The sequence below is a fragment of the Pseudoalteromonas sp. B131b genome (assembly GCF_037162545.1).
GTDB lineage: Bacteria > Pseudomonadota > Gammaproteobacteria > Enterobacterales > Alteromonadaceae > Pseudoalteromonas > Pseudoalteromonas fuliginea.
Genome location: NZ_JARLUZ010000002.1, coordinates 843298 through 859814, shown reverse-complemented (window position 1 = coordinate 859814; position 16517 = coordinate 843298). Strand labels below are relative to the sequence as shown.

10 protein-coding genes and 4 pseudogenes are annotated in these 16517 nt (G+C 40.8%); 12 read left to right on the top strand and 2 right to left on the bottom strand.

Annotation, left to right across the window (positions count from 1 at the left end; all coding sequences use genetic code 11):
* The first annotated feature begins 145 nt into the window (after positions 1–145).
* From xdhA to puuE, 8 genes and pseudogenes are all read left to right on the top strand, one after another.
* Positions 146–1653, top strand: a pseudogene (xdhA, locus tag P4S65_RS21760) (xanthine dehydrogenase small subunit).
* Positions 1640–3979, top strand: a complete 2340-nt coding sequence (gene xdhB / locus P4S65_RS21755; RefSeq protein ID WP_337121184.1) for a xanthine dehydrogenase molybdopterin binding subunit — start codon at positions 1640–1642, stop codon at positions 3977–3979. Before xdhA ends, xdhB begins: the two are co-directional and overlap by 14 nt.
* The gene (gene xdhC, locus P4S65_RS21750) at positions 3972–4862 is read left to right on the top strand and encodes a xanthine dehydrogenase accessory protein XdhC (RefSeq protein WP_096794329.1); all 891 of its coding nucleotides are present in this window, start codon (positions 3972–3974) and stop codon (positions 4860–4862) included. The genes xdhB and xdhC overlap by 8 nt, the downstream gene beginning before the upstream one ends.
* Complete coding sequence (gene uraD, locus P4S65_RS21745) at positions 4859–5359, top strand: 2-oxo-4-hydroxy-4-carboxy-5-ureidoimidazoline decarboxylase (protein ID WP_096794328.1); 501 nt, start codon at positions 4859–4861, stop codon at positions 5357–5359. The genes xdhC and uraD overlap by 4 nt, the downstream gene beginning before the upstream one ends.
* Positions 5356–5694 carry a hydroxyisourate hydrolase gene (gene uraH / locus P4S65_RS21740; RefSeq protein ID WP_096794327.1) on the top strand — a complete coding sequence of 113 codons (339 nt, stop codon included), beginning with the start codon at positions 5356–5358 and terminating at the stop codon, positions 5692–5694. The genes uraD and uraH overlap by 4 nt, the downstream gene beginning before the upstream one ends.
* A 2-nt stretch (positions 5695–5696) precedes the next feature.
* Positions 5697–7061 (top strand): guanine deaminase, encoded by a 1365-nt coding sequence (gene guaD / locus P4S65_RS21735; protein ID WP_337121183.1) that lies wholly within the window; start codon positions 5697–5699, stop codon positions 7059–7061.
* A 5-nt stretch (positions 7062–7066) separates the two neighbouring features.
* Positions 7067–8277 (top strand): annotated as a pseudogene (locus P4S65_RS21730) (urate hydroxylase PuuD).
* A 1-nt stretch (position 8278) separates the two neighbouring features.
* Positions 8279–9211, top strand: a complete 933-nt coding sequence (gene puuE, locus P4S65_RS21725) for an allantoinase PuuE (protein WP_096794324.1) — start codon at positions 8279–8281, stop codon at positions 9209–9211.
* Between the two features lie 102 nt (positions 9212–9313).
* Here the strand turns inward: puuE and P4S65_RS21720 are convergent.
* A pseudogene (locus tag P4S65_RS21720) lies at positions 9314–11817 on the bottom strand (S8 family serine peptidase).
* A 579-nt stretch (positions 11818–12396) separates the two neighbouring features.
* Here P4S65_RS21720 and P4S65_RS21715 point away from each other — a divergent pair.
* From P4S65_RS21715 to P4S65_RS21700, 4 genes and pseudogenes are all read left to right on the top strand, one after another.
* Positions 12397–13899 carry a curlin gene (locus P4S65_RS21715; RefSeq protein ID WP_007378425.1) on the top strand — a complete coding sequence of 501 codons (1503 nt, stop codon included), beginning with the start codon at positions 12397–12399 and terminating at the stop codon, positions 13897–13899.
* 37 nt (positions 13900–13936) lie between these two features.
* Positions 13937–14338 (top strand): curli production assembly/transport protein CsgE, encoded by a 402-nt coding sequence (locus P4S65_RS21710; RefSeq protein ID WP_149605981.1) that lies wholly within the window; start codon positions 13937–13939, stop codon positions 14336–14338.
* On the top strand, positions 14328–14750 hold the full coding sequence (locus P4S65_RS21705; protein WP_033015061.1) for a curli assembly protein CsgF: 423 nt from the start codon (positions 14328–14330) through the stop codon (positions 14748–14750). Before P4S65_RS21710 ends, P4S65_RS21705 begins: the two co-directional genes overlap by 11 nt.
* Positions 14750–15522 (top strand): annotated as a pseudogene (locus P4S65_RS21700) (CsgG/HfaB family protein). Before P4S65_RS21705 ends, P4S65_RS21700 begins: the two are co-directional and overlap by 1 nt.
* Positions 15523–15749: 227 nt before the next feature.
* On the opposite strand, the gene P4S65_RS21695 reads toward P4S65_RS21700, so the two are convergent.
* Complete coding sequence (locus P4S65_RS21695) at positions 15750–16439, bottom strand: helix-turn-helix transcriptional regulator (RefSeq protein WP_008134135.1); 690 nt, start codon at positions 16437–16439, stop codon at positions 15750–15752.
* Positions 16440–16517: the final 78 nt, after the last annotated feature.

The window sequence follows — 16517 nt, the reverse complement described above, 5'->3', positions numbered from 1 at the left end:
GACCAAGCGGTCAACAATGGCATAGTAACTGCAATAAGCTAACTAAAGATGAAAAAGTATTTTTGTTACCCGTGCGCAAACAACAAGAAAAAACATACGCCAAGCCTTTATGTATCAGGGCTTTATAAAAATTAAGGGGGTCTGTGTGATTCAATTTTTATTAAATAACACGCCAATTGAAATACAAGAATGTTCGCCAAGTCTCACCATTTTGGACTGGCTTCGCACCAAAAAAGGGAAAATGGGCACCAAAGAAGGCTGTGCAACTGGCGACTGTGGCGCGTGCACTATTTTAGTGGGTGAAGAGCGTATAAATGCAAACGGGCAAGCTAGCTGGCAATACAAAACAATGAACAGTTGCTTACTGTTATTAGGTAATGCGCATGCAAAACATATAGTAACAGTAGAAGCTGTGACTACTGGTTTATACCCAAATTTAACCGATTTACACCCTGTGCAGCGCGCGCTGGTAGAGTGCCATGGTTCGCAATGTGGTTTTTGTACGCCTGGTATAATAATGAGTTTGTTGGCTCTTTATATTAATGAGCCTACGTACCCCGGTAAAAAAGCGGTTATTCATGCACTTGGCGGTAACTTATGCCGTTGTACAGGCTATAGCCCAATATTACTTGCAGCCGAAAAAGCCTATAGCTATGAGCGTAAAGCTGAACCGTACTCAACAATGGCCGCAAAATTTAAAGCGTCACTTAATACGCAATATGATTACGATGTTCCATTTTTAAAAAATGGCCCTCGCAAATTCTATTTACCACAAACTGCCCAACAACTTGTTGAGCTAAAAGCGCTTTATCCTTATGCACATTTAGTTGCTGGTGGCACCGACTTTGCCATTGAGCTTAGCCAAAACATGCTTTTACCGGATGTAATTATCTCCCTTAGCCAAGTAAAGGAACTTTGTACCTTGGCAGATAATAACGGTGAGTTACACATTGGTGCAGCACTACCTTATAGCCAATTTGTTGAGGCATTTTATAACCATTACCCTGAGTCAAAAGAGCTATTTGAACGCTTAGGATCAAGCCAAGTACGTAACAGCGGCACACTGGGTGGCAGCATAGGGAATGCCTCACCAATTGGCGATCCAGCTCCCTTTTAATTGCTCTTAATGCATCAATGGATTTATTGAGCAGCGCAGGCACGCGCACTATTAAAGTTGCCGACTACTTTATTGATTACAAAAAAACGGTTCTTAAAAGCGATGAAGTAATTAGTAAGTTCACCATCCCAAAGCGAGCAGAGTCACTAAAACTGGCATGTCATAAAATATCAAAACGATTTGAAGACGATATATCTACCGTTTGCTTGGTGCTTGCTATAGAGCATTCACAAAACATGATCACTCAAGCTCGCTGCGCTATGGGTGGGATGGCGGCTATTCCTAAACGCGCGCAGCATATTGAGAAAAAGCTGATATCTCAATCATTACAAGTGAGCACTTTCATAGATGCAGCTACCGCTGTAAACGATGACTTTGCACCCATGAGCGATGTACGCAGCAGCGCACATTACCGCAGTACGGTAAGCAAAAATTTGCTACAGCGTATTGGAATTGAGTTTTGCGATGCACAGCCAAGTAGCAGTAAAAACAATAACAACATTGCCATTACGAGGATCTCACATGCGTCACTTTGAAATGGATAAACTAAAAGCCCAAGGTGGTAGCGTTGGACAATCTAAATATCACGAAAGCGCTATTAAACAAGTTTGTGGCAGTGCAAATTTTGCCGACGATAACCCTGAGCCTTACGGTTGCCTACATGCCTACCCTGTACTTGCGCCTGTTACAAGCGGCTTTATTAAATCAATAGATACTAGTCACGCACTGGCAGTTGAAGGCGTTAAACGCATTTTATCGGCCGAAGATGTACCGGGTAAATTAGATATTGGCCCGGTATTTCCTGGTGACGTATTACTCACTAACCATGAAATTCAATACCACGGACAACCTGTATTAATTGTCGTTGCCGACAGCTACACCATAGCACGTCGCGCGGCACGTTTAGTGGTTATAGAGTGCGAGCAAACCACACCCATACTCGATATTAAAGAAGCTATTAGCAAAGAGCATTGGGTAAGGCCGCCCCATTCACTTAACCGTGGTAACAGCGAAAACGCCATTAATAACGCAGCCCACCAGCTTAAAGGCGAAATAAACATAGGCGGGCAAGAACACTTTTACCTTGAGGGGCAAATAGCGCTGGCGCAACCTGATAACGACGGGGGCATCCATGTTCAGTGTTCTACGCAACACCCTACTGAGGTTCAACACTTAGTTGCTAAAATTTTAAAAAAGCCATTTAGCTTTGTAAACGTAGAAACCCGCCGGATGGGCGGTGCTTTTGGCGGCAAAGAAACCCAAGGCGCACCATGGGCATGCCTTGCAGCCCTTGCGGTTTACCACCTTGGTTGCGCAGTAAAAATGCGCCTAGCCCGTAGCGACGATTTTAAATTAACCGGTAAGCGCCACCCTTTTTATAATCAATACCATGTTGGTTTTGACGAAAATGGTTTAATAGAAGGTGCCGACATTACCGTAAATGGGTTTTGTGGCTACTCGCCAGATTTATCTGATGCAATTATAGACCGTGCCATGTTTCATGCCGATAACGCCTACTACTACCCAGCCGCCACAATCAAGGGTAATCGCTGTAAAGTAAATACCGTAAGCCATACCGCATTTAGAGGATTTGGTGGCCCGCAAGGAATGATTATGGGCGAGCTAATAATGGACGATATAGCCGCCAAATTAGGTAAAGATCCGCTTGAGATCCGAAAACTCAATTTATATAAAAAAGGCCGCGATACCACGCCGTACCATCAAACCGTAGAGCAACATATTTTAATAGATATGATAAACCAGCTTGAGGAGTCGGGTGACTACTGGGCACGTAAAGAGGCTATTAAAGCATTTAACGTATCGTCACCTATTATCAAAAAAGGCTTTGCGATGACGCCGGTTAAATACGGTATTTCGTTTACCGTACAACATTTAAACCAAGCTGGTGCATTAGTACATGTATATAGCGATGGCTCTATACATTTAAACCACGGCGGCACCGAAATGGGCCAAGGGCTAAACACCAAAATTGCGCAAATTGTAGCCCATGGTTTTGGGGTCGATTTTAACGCGGTAAGTATTAGCGCTACGCGTACCGACAAGGTGCCAAACACTTCACCAACAGCGGCCTCAAGTGGTACCGACTTAAACGGTATGGCGGCGCTAAATGCAGTAAACACAATAAAAGGGCGCTTAATTGATTTTATTACCGAGCACTTTGAAGTAGACAGCCAAAGTATTACATTTAAAGATAACCTCATTACTTTTAGTAAAGGTGAAATTAGCTTTAGCGAACTTGCAAACCTTGCTTACATGAATCGTATATCGCTTTCATCTACCGGTTATTACGCCACACCAAAAATTCATTACGATAGAGCCAAAGGCGAAGGCCGCCCATTTTTTTACTACGCTCACGGCGTAGCACTCAGTGAAGTAGAAGTAGATACCCTAACCGGCGAAAACACGGTAACCCGCGTTGACATACTGCACGATGTAGGCAGTTCAATTAATCCAGCACTTGATATAGGGCAAATTGAAGGCGCCTTTGTACAAGGTATGGGCTGGCTAACAACCGAAGACTTACAATGGAATGACAAAGGCCAACTTGCAAGCTTTGGCCCTGCCAACTACAAAATACCAGCCATTGGCGATACCCCTGCCGAATTTAACGTCAATCTTTATAACTCAGCAAATCCAGAAACCACCGTGTTTAGATCAAAAGCCGTAGGCGAGCCGCCATTTATGCTGGCCTTTAGTGTATGGAGCGCTATTCGTAATGCCATAAGCAGTGTGGCTGATTACAAATACACAGCCCCACTGGATACACCCGCAACCCCAGAGCGAGTATTAAATGCAATTGAGCAAACCGCTAGCTGGTTTAAGGAGAATCAACATGACTAATTTAAATGAGTCGTTTCAGGGTTTTCATACGCAAAACTGGGCGCAGGCTATAAACGAGCACGAACAAAGCGGCACTAATTATGTAATTGCCACGGTACTTGGCACTAATGGCTCAACCCCACGTGGCACAGGCTCAAAAATGGTAATAAGCGGCGAGCATATTTACGACACCCTTGGCGGCGGCCATCTTGAGTACGTAGTAATAGAAAAAGCCCGCGAACTACTTGCCAAAGGCGAAGCCGCCCAAGTAATTGAGCAATTTAACCTAGGTGCAAATTTAGGCCAGTGCTGCGGCGGGGCTGCCACCGTTATGCTTGAATGCATGCAATGCGAGCGCTTTACCTTAGACATTTATGGCGCAGGCCACGTAGCACAGGCGCTTATTGGTATATTGGCACAACTACCTATGCGCATACGCTGGATAGATAGCCGCGCCGATGTATTCCCACAAGCTATTCCAAATAACGTAGTAAAAGTGGTTGATGAAGAACCAACAGAGCAAGTAAAACGCGCACCAAAAGCTAACAATTACTTAATATTAACCCATAACCACCAGCTCGACTTTGCACTCACCCAAGCCATTATTAAACGCGCTGATGCCAATTGGCTGGGCGTCATTGGCTCTGACACTAAAGCCAAACGTTTTAAGCAACGCCTAGCCCATCGCGATTTTACAGCCGACCAAATACAGCAAATGACCTGCCCTGTTGGGCTTAATAACATTACGGGCAAATTACCAATGGAAGTGGCTATTTCGATTAGTGGACAGCTAATTGGCCTTTATCAGGCTATGCAAACCCAAGAGCCAAAACGCCAAGGCTTGCAATGGCGCACACTAAAAAATGCCTTAATTAGCACCACGCAAGAGGAAGTAAACGCATGAGTAGTTTACAAATAAATACGCTAAATGATGCACAAGTAAAACAAGCACTTGAGCATTGCTGCGCGGCCCCTAACTGGGTGGCGGGCATGGTAAAAGCAATGCCATTTAAAAGTGCTCAGCAGCTGTTTGAATGCGCACAAAGCATATGGGATAGCCTTGGCGAAAGCGACTATTTAGCTGCCTTTGAAGGCCACCCGCAAATAGGCGACTTATCAACCCTTAGCAAAAAATACGCTGCTACCGCACAAAAAGCGGGGCATGAGCAATCGGGTATGAGCAAAGCAAACGAAGCCGTACTTACCAAAATGATTGCCCTCAATAAAGAGTACCTGAACAAGTTTGGCTTTATTTTTATTGTGTGCGCCACCGGTAAAACGGCCGAACAAATGCTCGAACTCATAGAGCAGCGCATACACAACACCCGCAGTACAGAGCTAAATATAGCCGCGGGCGAACAAGCCAAAATAACAAAAATAAGATTGGAGTCACTGCTATGAGCAAAAGCCCTATAACCACCCATATACTCAATACCAGCACCGGAAAACCAGCAGCAAACGTTGCTGTTAAGCTATTTAAACTTACAAATAACGAATGGGTACAACTAACCCAAAGCAAAACCGATTCCGATGGGCGTATTACCGACTGGCTAAATACAGAAGTAGAATTTGCAACCTATAAGCTAGTATTTGATTTAGATAGTTATTACCAAAACCAACCTACCCCTGCGTTTTACCCAGAGGCGCAAATAACGTTTAGATTACAAGATACTAAACATCACCATATTCCGTTGTTGCTTAGCCCGTTTGGCTACTCTACATACAGAGGTAGCTAATAATGAGCACGCAAAACAATAATAACTTAACAGTAGTTTGTGCCGATATACTCGACTTTGTTGACGACCCTGCCATTGCTGGCGAAAACGCCCATCGTTTTTTTGAAAAAGGCGCATTAGTTATCAAGCACGGCAAAGTAGTTAAGCTTGGCTACGAGCACGACATACTGCCAACAATTGATAAATCAGCGCGTGTTATCCGCCACGATGGCAAACTCGTTATGCCTGGTATGATTGACACCCACATACACTTACCACAAACCGAAATGGTGGGTGCGTACGGCGAGCAACTGCTAAGTTGGTTAACCGAGTATGCGTTTCCGACAGAGAAAAAGTTCACGTGTAAGCATTATTCAAAAGAGATATCTAACCGCTTTTTAGACGAGCTGCTGCGTAATGGCACAACCACTGCCCTTGTATTTGGCACAGTGCATCCGCAATCGGTTGATGCGTTTTTTAAAGAATCACAAAAACGCAATTTACGCATGATTGCCGGTAAAGTAATGATGGATCGTAACTGCCCTGACGACTTATCTGATTGCGCGCAAACAAGTTATGACGAATCTAAAGCCCTCATCGAAAAATGGCACAATATTGATAGGTTAAGCTACGCAGTTACGCCGCGTTTTGCCCCCACATCAACCCCAGAACAATTACAAAAATGCACTCAGTTACTTGAAGAATACCCAGACACCTACCTGCACACTCATCTATCTGAAAACAAAGACGAGTGCGAATGGGTAAAAGAGTTATTCCCAGAGTTTGATGATTACTTAGGCGTGTACGAGCAAGCAAAAATGGTACGTAAACGCTCAGTATTTGCCCATAGTATTCATTTATCTGAGCGCGAGCTTTGCTGCCTTGCAGATAACAATGCGGCAATATCGCACTGCCCTACCTCAAACCTATTTTTAGGATCAGGACTTTTAAATTTAAAAGCCTGTGAAGAGCATGGCATAAACGTAGGCATGGGTACCGATGTAGGCGCAGGAACAAGCTTTTCTATGTTACAAACAGGTAACGAAGCGTACAAAATTCAGCAATTACAAGGCCAACGTTTTTCAGCATTTAAAGGCCTGTATTTAGCAACTCTCGGCGGTGCCAGAGCACTTGATTTAGAAGGGACAATTGGTAATTTTGAAGCCGGTTGTGAGGCCGATTTTATTGTGATGGATTGTTCAGCAACTTCATTTTTAAAATTTAGAATACAACATGCCAAAACCCTGCATGAAAAACTATTTGCAATGATGATGTTAGGCGACGACCGCTGCGTTGAGCAAACCTACATTATGGGTAAAAGTGTGTATAAGCGCGATGATAACAATCAATTTTCAGACACCCGCTCACCGGTATTAGAAGAGGCTTAACCGTTATGGAAAACTATTTATTTGAGCTTGCTCATTTAGTACTGCGTTATTTTCATGTTATTGCTGGTATAGCATGGATTGGCGCTTCATTTTATTTTGCATGGCTTGATAACAACCTACAAACACCACCGCAGTGGAAAATAGATAAAGGCATAAAAGGCGATTTATGGGCCGTGCATGGTGGTGGCTTTTACGAAGTGGCTAAGTATCAAAATGGCCCTGAACAAATGCCTCACACCCTGCATTGGTTTAAGTGGGAAGCCTACACAACGTGGATCACCGGTATATTGTTATTTAGCTTACTTTATTATGTTGGCGCCGATGTTTACTTAATTGATAACAGTAAAAGTGAGCTAAGTAAATTTGCAGCTATTGGCGCATCACTTGGTTTTATTGGCTTAGGCTATGGTGTTTATCGTTTATTGTGTAAAACCCCTCTGGTCGAAAACGGCAAAGTGTTTATTGCTGTAGTTATTGGTTTATTAGCTCTATGGACTTTTGGGGTTGATCAATTATTTAGCGACCGCGCTGTTTATATTCATGTAGGTGCACTTATTGGCACGTGTATGGTGGGTAATGTGTATCACATTATTATGCCAGGCCAGCGCTATATGGTGAGTGAAGTAGAAGAGGGTAGAATCCCTGATTCAGCGCCAGGTTTAAAGGCAAAGCTGTGTTCTATACATAATAACTACGCCACGTTACCTGTGGTATTTATTATGCTTAGCAATCACTTTCCTTACACGTATAGCCACAACTTTGGCTGGCTTATTTTAATTGCGCTGTTTGGTATTGGTATGTGGATACGCCATTACTTTAACTTAAAACATCAAGGCGTTAATAAACCCTCAGTACTTGTAAGCGGTATTGCAGCATTTTTTGCTCTTATGCTCGCCATAGCCCCTTGGCCCAGTACACCAACTAATGCAGGCAAAAGCGCCCCTTTACAAGCAAGTATTACCGACGCACAAACGTGGGATATAATTAGTAAGCACTGTACACAGTGCCACAGCGAAACACCCACCTCTGCGCTTTTTCAAACAGCGCCGCTAGGCTTTAAGCTCAACTCTATTAGTGATGTAAAAAAGCCAGCACGCTTATTCATACCCGCGCGGTTATAACCAAAGACATGCCACTGGCTAATATGACCCAAATGACTGACACAGAGCGCGAAACGCTCGGGTCTTGGCTCACAGCACTTAAAAAGGAGCAATAAAATGAGTGAGCAATTTAAAAACTACCCGCGCGATTTAATTGGTTATGGCCCTGATGTACCCCATGCAAATTGGCCCAATAAAGCACGTATTGCCGTCCAAGTGGTATTAAATTACGAAGAAGGCGGCGAAAACTGCGTGCTGCATGGTGATGCTGCGGCTGAAACGTTTTTATCAGAAATAGTCACTGCCCCGCATGTTGAAGACCGCCATATAAGCATGGAGTCTATTTACGAATATGGCTCACGCGCTGGCGCGTGGAGGCTACTGCGTTTATTTAAAAAATACGATATACCGGTCACCATTTTTGCAGTGGCGATGGCCCTTGAGCGCCACCCCGATATAGCTAAAGCATTTGTTGAAGCGGGTCACGAAATTGCAAGCCATGGCCTGCGCTGGATTAATTATCAAAATATAGATAAGCAAACCGAGCGCGAGCACATGCAACAAGCCATTGAGATCATTCAAACGCTTACCGGTAAAAAGCCCAAAGGCTGGTATACCGGCCGAACTAGCCCAAATACCGCAGCACTTGTAGTTGAAAATGGTAATTTTTTATATGATGCCGACGATTACAGCGACGACCTACCTTTTTACAGTATTAAAGAAGGTAAACCACAGTTAATAGTGCCCTACACGCTTGATGTAAACGACATGCGCTTTGCTGCCGTGCAGGGCTTTAATGCCGGGGATCAATTTTATAATTATTTAAAAGATGCCTTTGATACGCTTTATGAAGAAGGCGACCCACAAGGTGAAAACGCCCCAAAAATGATGTCGATAGGTTTGCATTGTCGCTTAATTGGCAGACCAGGAAGAATAAAAGCATTAGCACGGTTTTTAGAATATGCCCGATCGCATGAGCAAGTTTGGTTTGCCACGCGTGAACAAATAGCCGAGCACTGGCTTAAAACCCACCCGTATAAAAAAGCATAGCTGTAATCCATTAAAAATAAATTCTAATTACTTATTACCCTCATCGTAAACATAAAAAAGCCCAGCTTTGCTGGGCTTAAATTACTTTAGATGTAATAAAGTTTATTCAAAAGAAACGGTGATGATATTTGAACACACATTTTCTGTTACACATAATTGGTAATCGTACGATGGTAACGTAGCTCCACGCACGTAATCACGGTAACGACCGTTATCTGAAACGGTATCAACTAACTCGCCATTACGGTAAACGCTTAATGACTCTGCACCCACTTCTTCCCAGCTAAGTTCTACACGCATTGTACCTAAACGTGTTTTGTTAGCGCGTTTTAAGTTCAGCTCAAGGGTCACGTCACTTACAACAACCGTTTGAGTAAATGAATCAGTATTACCTTCACTATCTGTAACCGTTAACTCTACATCGTAACTACCTGATTGGGCATAGGCATGTACTGGTCTTGAGTCAGTTGATGTTGCACCATCACCAAAGTTCCAGCTCCACTGTGTTATATCATTATTAGCATCACTGCTTGTGTCTACAAATGCAGCGGTTAACCCTTGTGTATCAACAGTGAAACTAGCAAGAGGTGGTTGTGCACCTACTTCACCAATAGCACTGAACGTAAGTGACCAACTATTAATATTACCTGTATCTATACCTGCCGTATCGACAACATTTAATGTCCAATCACCGGTTCCTACTTCGCCATTAAATACACTTGATGTAAACGTTTTAACAATATCGTCTTCGCTACCACCTTGATTACTTTGTAGAGTGACTTCAGAGCCTTGCGGTGAAATAAGTGTAAGTACTAAATCGCCAGACCACGTATGTGTGATATTTACATCTGCTGAAGTACCAAAAATAGTTAAATCATCAGCAACTGTGATAACCGAATTAACGCCTAATGGATCGTTATCAGGGATCGGTAGATTTTCTTCATTACTATACGTAAAGTCATTTAAACCAGCAGGTTGTAACATTAAACTTACTGTTTTTTCTTTAACAATATCATCTGATGTTGCTGTAACAGTAAACTCATAATCACCCCATGGCGTATTTTCATCGGTCTCAACACTAAGCTGTACTGTTTCGCCTGGACGTGCTGTTAATGCAGATAAATATGCACCACCAAGACTAGATGTTAGATCAAGTGTTACTTCACCATCCCACTGTGCAATAGAACCTATTTCAAATGTATACGATGCAGTTTCGCCTACTGTTTTTTGCTGTGATACAGGTGTCACAGACATTATAAAACTCGGGGTTGGGTCTGCATCAAGTAATGCTTGGTTTGCATTGAGTCGAGTGCCAGCAACCGTTTTACCTTGTAATGCAGTATTTACATCACCACTGCTCATCAATAACTGTTTAAGTTCTGTGGTTGTTAAATCTGGGTTGATTGACAACACAAGTGCAGCAACACCTGCAACATGAGGTGTTGCCATTGAAGTCCCTGAGTAAGTAGCATAACCGTTACCCGGGACTGTTGATAAAATAGCACTACCAGGTGCCCCCATATCAACACTGGTTAAACCCCATTGTGAGAAGTCAGATAAATTATCGCTGCTATCAGTACTCGCAATAGAAAAAACACTCTCGTGTTCATAGCTTGATGGGTAATGCGGGTTTGCATCATTATCAACTGCATCATTACCGGCAGCGGCAACAAATAAAATGTCAGCTTGCTCACTTACTGTAATTGCATCAGCTAAAGCTTGGCTAAAACCACCACCACCCCAACTATTGTTTAGAACACGTAAATTAACACCTGAATTTTTAAGGTTAACCATATAGTCAATACACTTAATTGCATCTGATGTTGAGCCATTACCAGCCGCATCTAAAAACTTACAACCAACAATAGATACTTCTTGGTTTACACCTACAATACCCGTTGAATTGTTACCGCTTGCACCGATTGTGCCTGACACATGAGAACCATGTCCTTGGTCATCCATTGGGTCGCCAGCATCTGTAATCGCGTTAATACCATGAATGTCATCAATATAACCATTGCCGTCATTATCAATACCATCACCAGCAATTTCGCCCGTATTAACCCATGCGTTATCAACTAAATCTGGATGACTATAATCAACACCTGTATCAATAACACCCACTACAACATCGCGGCTACCGATAGAAATGTCCCACGCTTCAGGTGCATCAATATCGGCATCTGTAACACCACCTGTTTGGCCCTCATTATTTAAACCCCATAGTTCATCAAAACGAGGATCATTAGGAGAGCTTGTAGCAATACTCACTCGGTAATCTGGCTCTACATATTCAATAGCTTGATTTGACTTCAAACGCTCAATAGCTTCTTTGGTACTCATACCAGAGACTTTAAACTTAGCTAAACGGCCCGAAAATAATGACGTAAAGTTATCATCAACCTCATCATTATTTAAATCCGATATTTTAGCTTTAACCATAGCGCGTACTTGTTTACGCATTTGTGGCGTTGTATTTTTTTATATTTAACAATTATAGAGTCACTACTTGCAGTAACTTGTTGCAGTGCACCTGCATCAGGTAACTTTGCAGAAGCTAAACAAGGTAGTAGCGCGAGCGTAATAATAGATAATTTTGTTTTCATTGTTCTATCCATAGTAGGGAAGGCTTAGAAACACTAAGCAAGTTTTTCACTACTTCAAGTACAAGGGATCACATGGCAAGATATAAGCAAACAACCAAACACCAAATTAAACAAGTAATAAAGATTAAAAATAACAAAAAACCATTATTTTTAACTAGAATTGGCAAAAAAACACCTAATACAGTCATTATAATGAATTTATTACACTTATCTCTACCCAATATAGGGTCATGTTTTTTTACTGCTTTTTTCGAATAAAATCTAAAAAAGCAAGGTTATAAGCTTAACCATTTGAAATATAAAATAAAAAAATTGGTAAAAAATGATGATTTAAGAAATTCATATTGAGGAATACAGTTAGTACTTGATTATGAATTTAAGCTTAAACTTTGTCAGTGTTAGCTTTATGACAAGACTCGTTCTTACTCAATAATCATATATTTCGCTTCACTCACTTACATAAGTAACTAAAGCGGATCACAAAACATTATATCGGCACGGCATGCTGAGACAGCAAATACCTTATTAAAACCTATAACATTTAAGGTGTTTGATTTTATCATTTCAAGGAGAAAAATAATGAAGTTGAACAAATCAATTCTAAGCTGCGCGGTTGCAATTGCAATGAGTACTAGCTTTGCCTCATATGCTGAAACAGGTAATAAATCAGTATCTAGCTCTGAACTTAACACCAAGGTATCTATTGCAAGTACAGCTAATTCAATGACACTTGCTCAAACATTGAATAATAATACGGCATTGTTAATACAAAATGGCGATAGCAATACCATGCTTGTCACAACAACAGGCAATAATAACGATACAGAAGTAACCCAAGCACAGTTTGGTAACTATGCTGAAGTAACTACAATTGGTGATAGCAACTCACAAGCATACGCTCAAGATGGTACTGCGAATGGATTAATAACCGAAGTTACTGGTAATAATAACCTCTTACTTGTAACACAGGTTGGCCAAGGTGTTTTGGTCAATAACGAAGCTATAAATACAGTAACTGGTGATGACAACTTGATTGAAGTAGAACAAGGCACTGGCGGTCATTGGTTCTACAACATGGATATGCAAGGTAATGGCAACGAAATAACTTCGCTGCAAACGGGTGAATGGCATGAAGCTGAAATAACAATGCTCACTGGCGATCAAAATACACTCGATTTAGAGCAAGCAGGTTACTGGAACACCTTTAAAGTCAGTTCTTTACAAGGTAACGACAACGAGCTTGATATTGAGCAAGATGGCGATCGTAATGCGGTAACACTCAGTGCTATTTCTGGCGACGCTAACGAGTTTTCCATTGAACAAGATGGCAATACAAATGCTGTAACATTTGCAGCGGTTGTGGGTAATGATAACGAAATAGACATTGACCAAGAAGGCAGTAACAACACCGCAGACTCAGCGTTATTTGAAGGTCAAAACAATGAAGTAACCATTACTCAAGTAGATACATACAACACTGCTACCGCTGAACTTATTGGTGATAATAATGAGCTAACAAGTAATCAAAATGGTTTGTTCAATGACGCTTACATGGGCGTGTTAGGTTCTGATAATGAATTTACGATTGATCAGGTAGGTGAATTTAACTCAGCACATTTAGTTAACTTCAATGGCTCTGATAACGACATAAATCTAACACAAACAGGCCAAGATAATACCGCTGTTGTGGAGTCGTCTTACCCAGACACTTCACTTACTTCAAACGATAACGATATTGATATTGTTCAAGATGGTTCTCTAAATGAAACAATGCTAACACTTGCTGGCATTTTAGACAGTAACGGTAGTCAAATTGATATTGCTCAAACTGGCGAAATGAATGTTATTGATTTAATGGTTGAAGGCAATGACCACAGCATTGATATTTCACAACAAGGTGAAAATAACTGGGTTGGCGGAACAGAGCAATCAGCCTTTTTAGTTGGCGGTGAAAACGTATCATTTAGCGTAACTCAGCTGGGTAACGATAATATTGTTGAAGGCGCTGTCATTGGCTTTAACAGTACAGTATCTGTTACTCAAATGGGTGATGGTAATACGGCAACAATTACACAAATGTAATTGCAAAGGTTGGGGAGAGTAACTCTCCCTTTTAATTATGAACAATAAAAAAAATAGCTTCGCTGGTTTCTTATTCGTAATTTCATTATCTTTTAGCACTGCAGGTTATGCAGCTGATGAGTTGGAAATAGACGGTTTATTACTCGATAGAAGCATTAGTCGCTTTGGTCATCAATTTTATTACGAGTTCTCAAATTACTGGCGAGACTTACCCTCAACTGCAGGGTTTAATATTGAAATTAAAGAAACAGTAATCCCAAAAGCAGGCACTAAACTTTCTTTAATAATGAACAATAGACTGGTGTATGCAACATACTTAGGCCGAAGGTTGGAGCCATTAGATGAACGTGTTGAACAAGCCGTGTATACCGTAATTGATGCAATGGCTCGTGAAAATATGGCAGTGTCGTCTCCCGATATGGCCATAAATGGATGGTAAAATGAGAATAATAATATTTATAATAACAACATTAAGCTTTTCAGCCGCCGCGACTGAAATAATTTATACCCCAATTAACCCAAGCTTTGGCGGTAATCCTCTCAATGCGAATATGCTACTTAGCAAAGCACAAGCTCAAAATAAACATAAAGCGCCAGTAATAGAAAAAAGTTACACCGAGCAATTTCAAGATTCTTTAGAACGCACTTACTTAAATCGAATGGTAAGAGAAATAACAGATATGGCGTTTGGTGAAAACATAGACGACAGTATTTTCAATCAAGATTCCATATTTATGAGTGGCGATTACCAAATAGAAGTTATAACCAGTACCACAGATAGCATTACCGTAAGAATAACAAATATAATTGATGACACCGTGGTGATCATTGAAGTACCGAGGTTTGGATAATGTATAAACTACTTATAACAATTGTAGTTCTTAGCGTAACGGGCTGCGCAAGTTTGGGAAATTTAATACCACCACAGCAGCAGCAAGCAATGAGCTTAGAACCAACAGAAATTTTTTCTGATTTAAAAAACCTACCCAAACCCATGGGTAGTATTCCTGTTTCAGTTTATTCATTTAGAGATCAAACAGGCCAATATAAACCGCAAACAAATGTGAGTTCATTTTCTACCGCTGTAACTCAGGGGGCTAATTCAATACTAATACAAGCCTTACATGAGTCGGATTGGTTTACACCGGTTGAACGTGAGGGTCTGCAAAATATACTAACAGAGCGAAAAATCATTCGGGCGGCTCAATCAGATAATCCAAATCAACCAGATTTACCCCCATTAACAACCGCCAAAATAATTTTAGAAGGCGGTATTATTAGCTACGACACCAATGTAAAAACAGGTGGTTTAGGTATGGAATACTTTGGAATAGGCGCATCAGAGCTTTACCGTGAAGATGCTATTTCAATATACTTACGTGCTGTTGATGTACGAACAGGGCAAGTATTACTATCGGTAGCAACCAGCAAAAAAGTACTGAGCCAAGAAATGCGTGCCGGATTTTTAGGTACGTAAGTTACAAACGATTAGCTGAAGCAGAAGCTGGCTTTAGTGATAACGAACCTATGAGTATTTGTGTTACCCAAGCAATAGAAAAAGCACTTACAGACCTAATAACAAAGGGCATTGATAAAGGGTTATGGGCCAAAAAAGTAAGTTAATAATTAAGATAAATAAGGCTACTTTTAAGTCGCCTTATTTATACAAAAATTTGATCCTGAAAAGGTTATACCAATCTGCTTATATATGAAGTCTATTTAACGTTAAGAAAATTACGCTAGAACTAGGCAAAAATTTTTGTATCTAGTTGTTCTAAATAAAAAATTTTTAACGACGTTATAGTGCAATTTAATTCATTAAATTGTTCAAGTATTTATGCAAGTTGGTATTATTTAGCCATTGGCAGTAAAACAGAAATATAACGTTGTGCCCAATTAGCTAGCTCTACTCGATTACGCGAACTAGTTTTTTTAAACGCACTGTATAAATGGGTTTTTACTGTGTGGTCACTTATATTAAGTTTATCGGCAATAGCATTATTACTGGCACCTTGCGCTATGAGATAAATAACCGATTTTTCTCGTTTAGTTAAATGATCATAATCATCTTTTTTTATTTCTATACCATCGTACAAACTGTTAAATGATGATGCTACAGCCAAAATATCATTGAATGCGATTGAAATAATTTTTCGTGCAAACCAGAGTTCACCAGCATTTATTTTAACTAATCCTTTAAAAATAACTTCTGGAGGATCCGATTTATAAAATACGCCATTGAAATGATTGAGAAGTAAGTTCTTTTCACATACCGTTTCTCGCTCAACATTAAAGACAACAACGTTACAGTGCTTCGCTAAGCAAATTAAATCGGTGGGAATAAGGTCTTGCCAATTATTTTTAGTGCCATCAATCAAAAACAAATCATAGTGCGATCGTTCTTCTAGCTGAGGTACTGTGTCATCCATTTTTATATCGGTAAACAGCGCTTGTAGTGTTCTTAATATAGCGGTGTAACTATGAGAGTGGAAAGATGACTGAAAAGTTGTTCTTACAAATACGTGATTTTTATGTGACATAAATTTCATCCATGAAACGTTTATGCAACATTACCCAAGTTATAGGTAACATACAATCCGATAATGGTATTAAAAAAT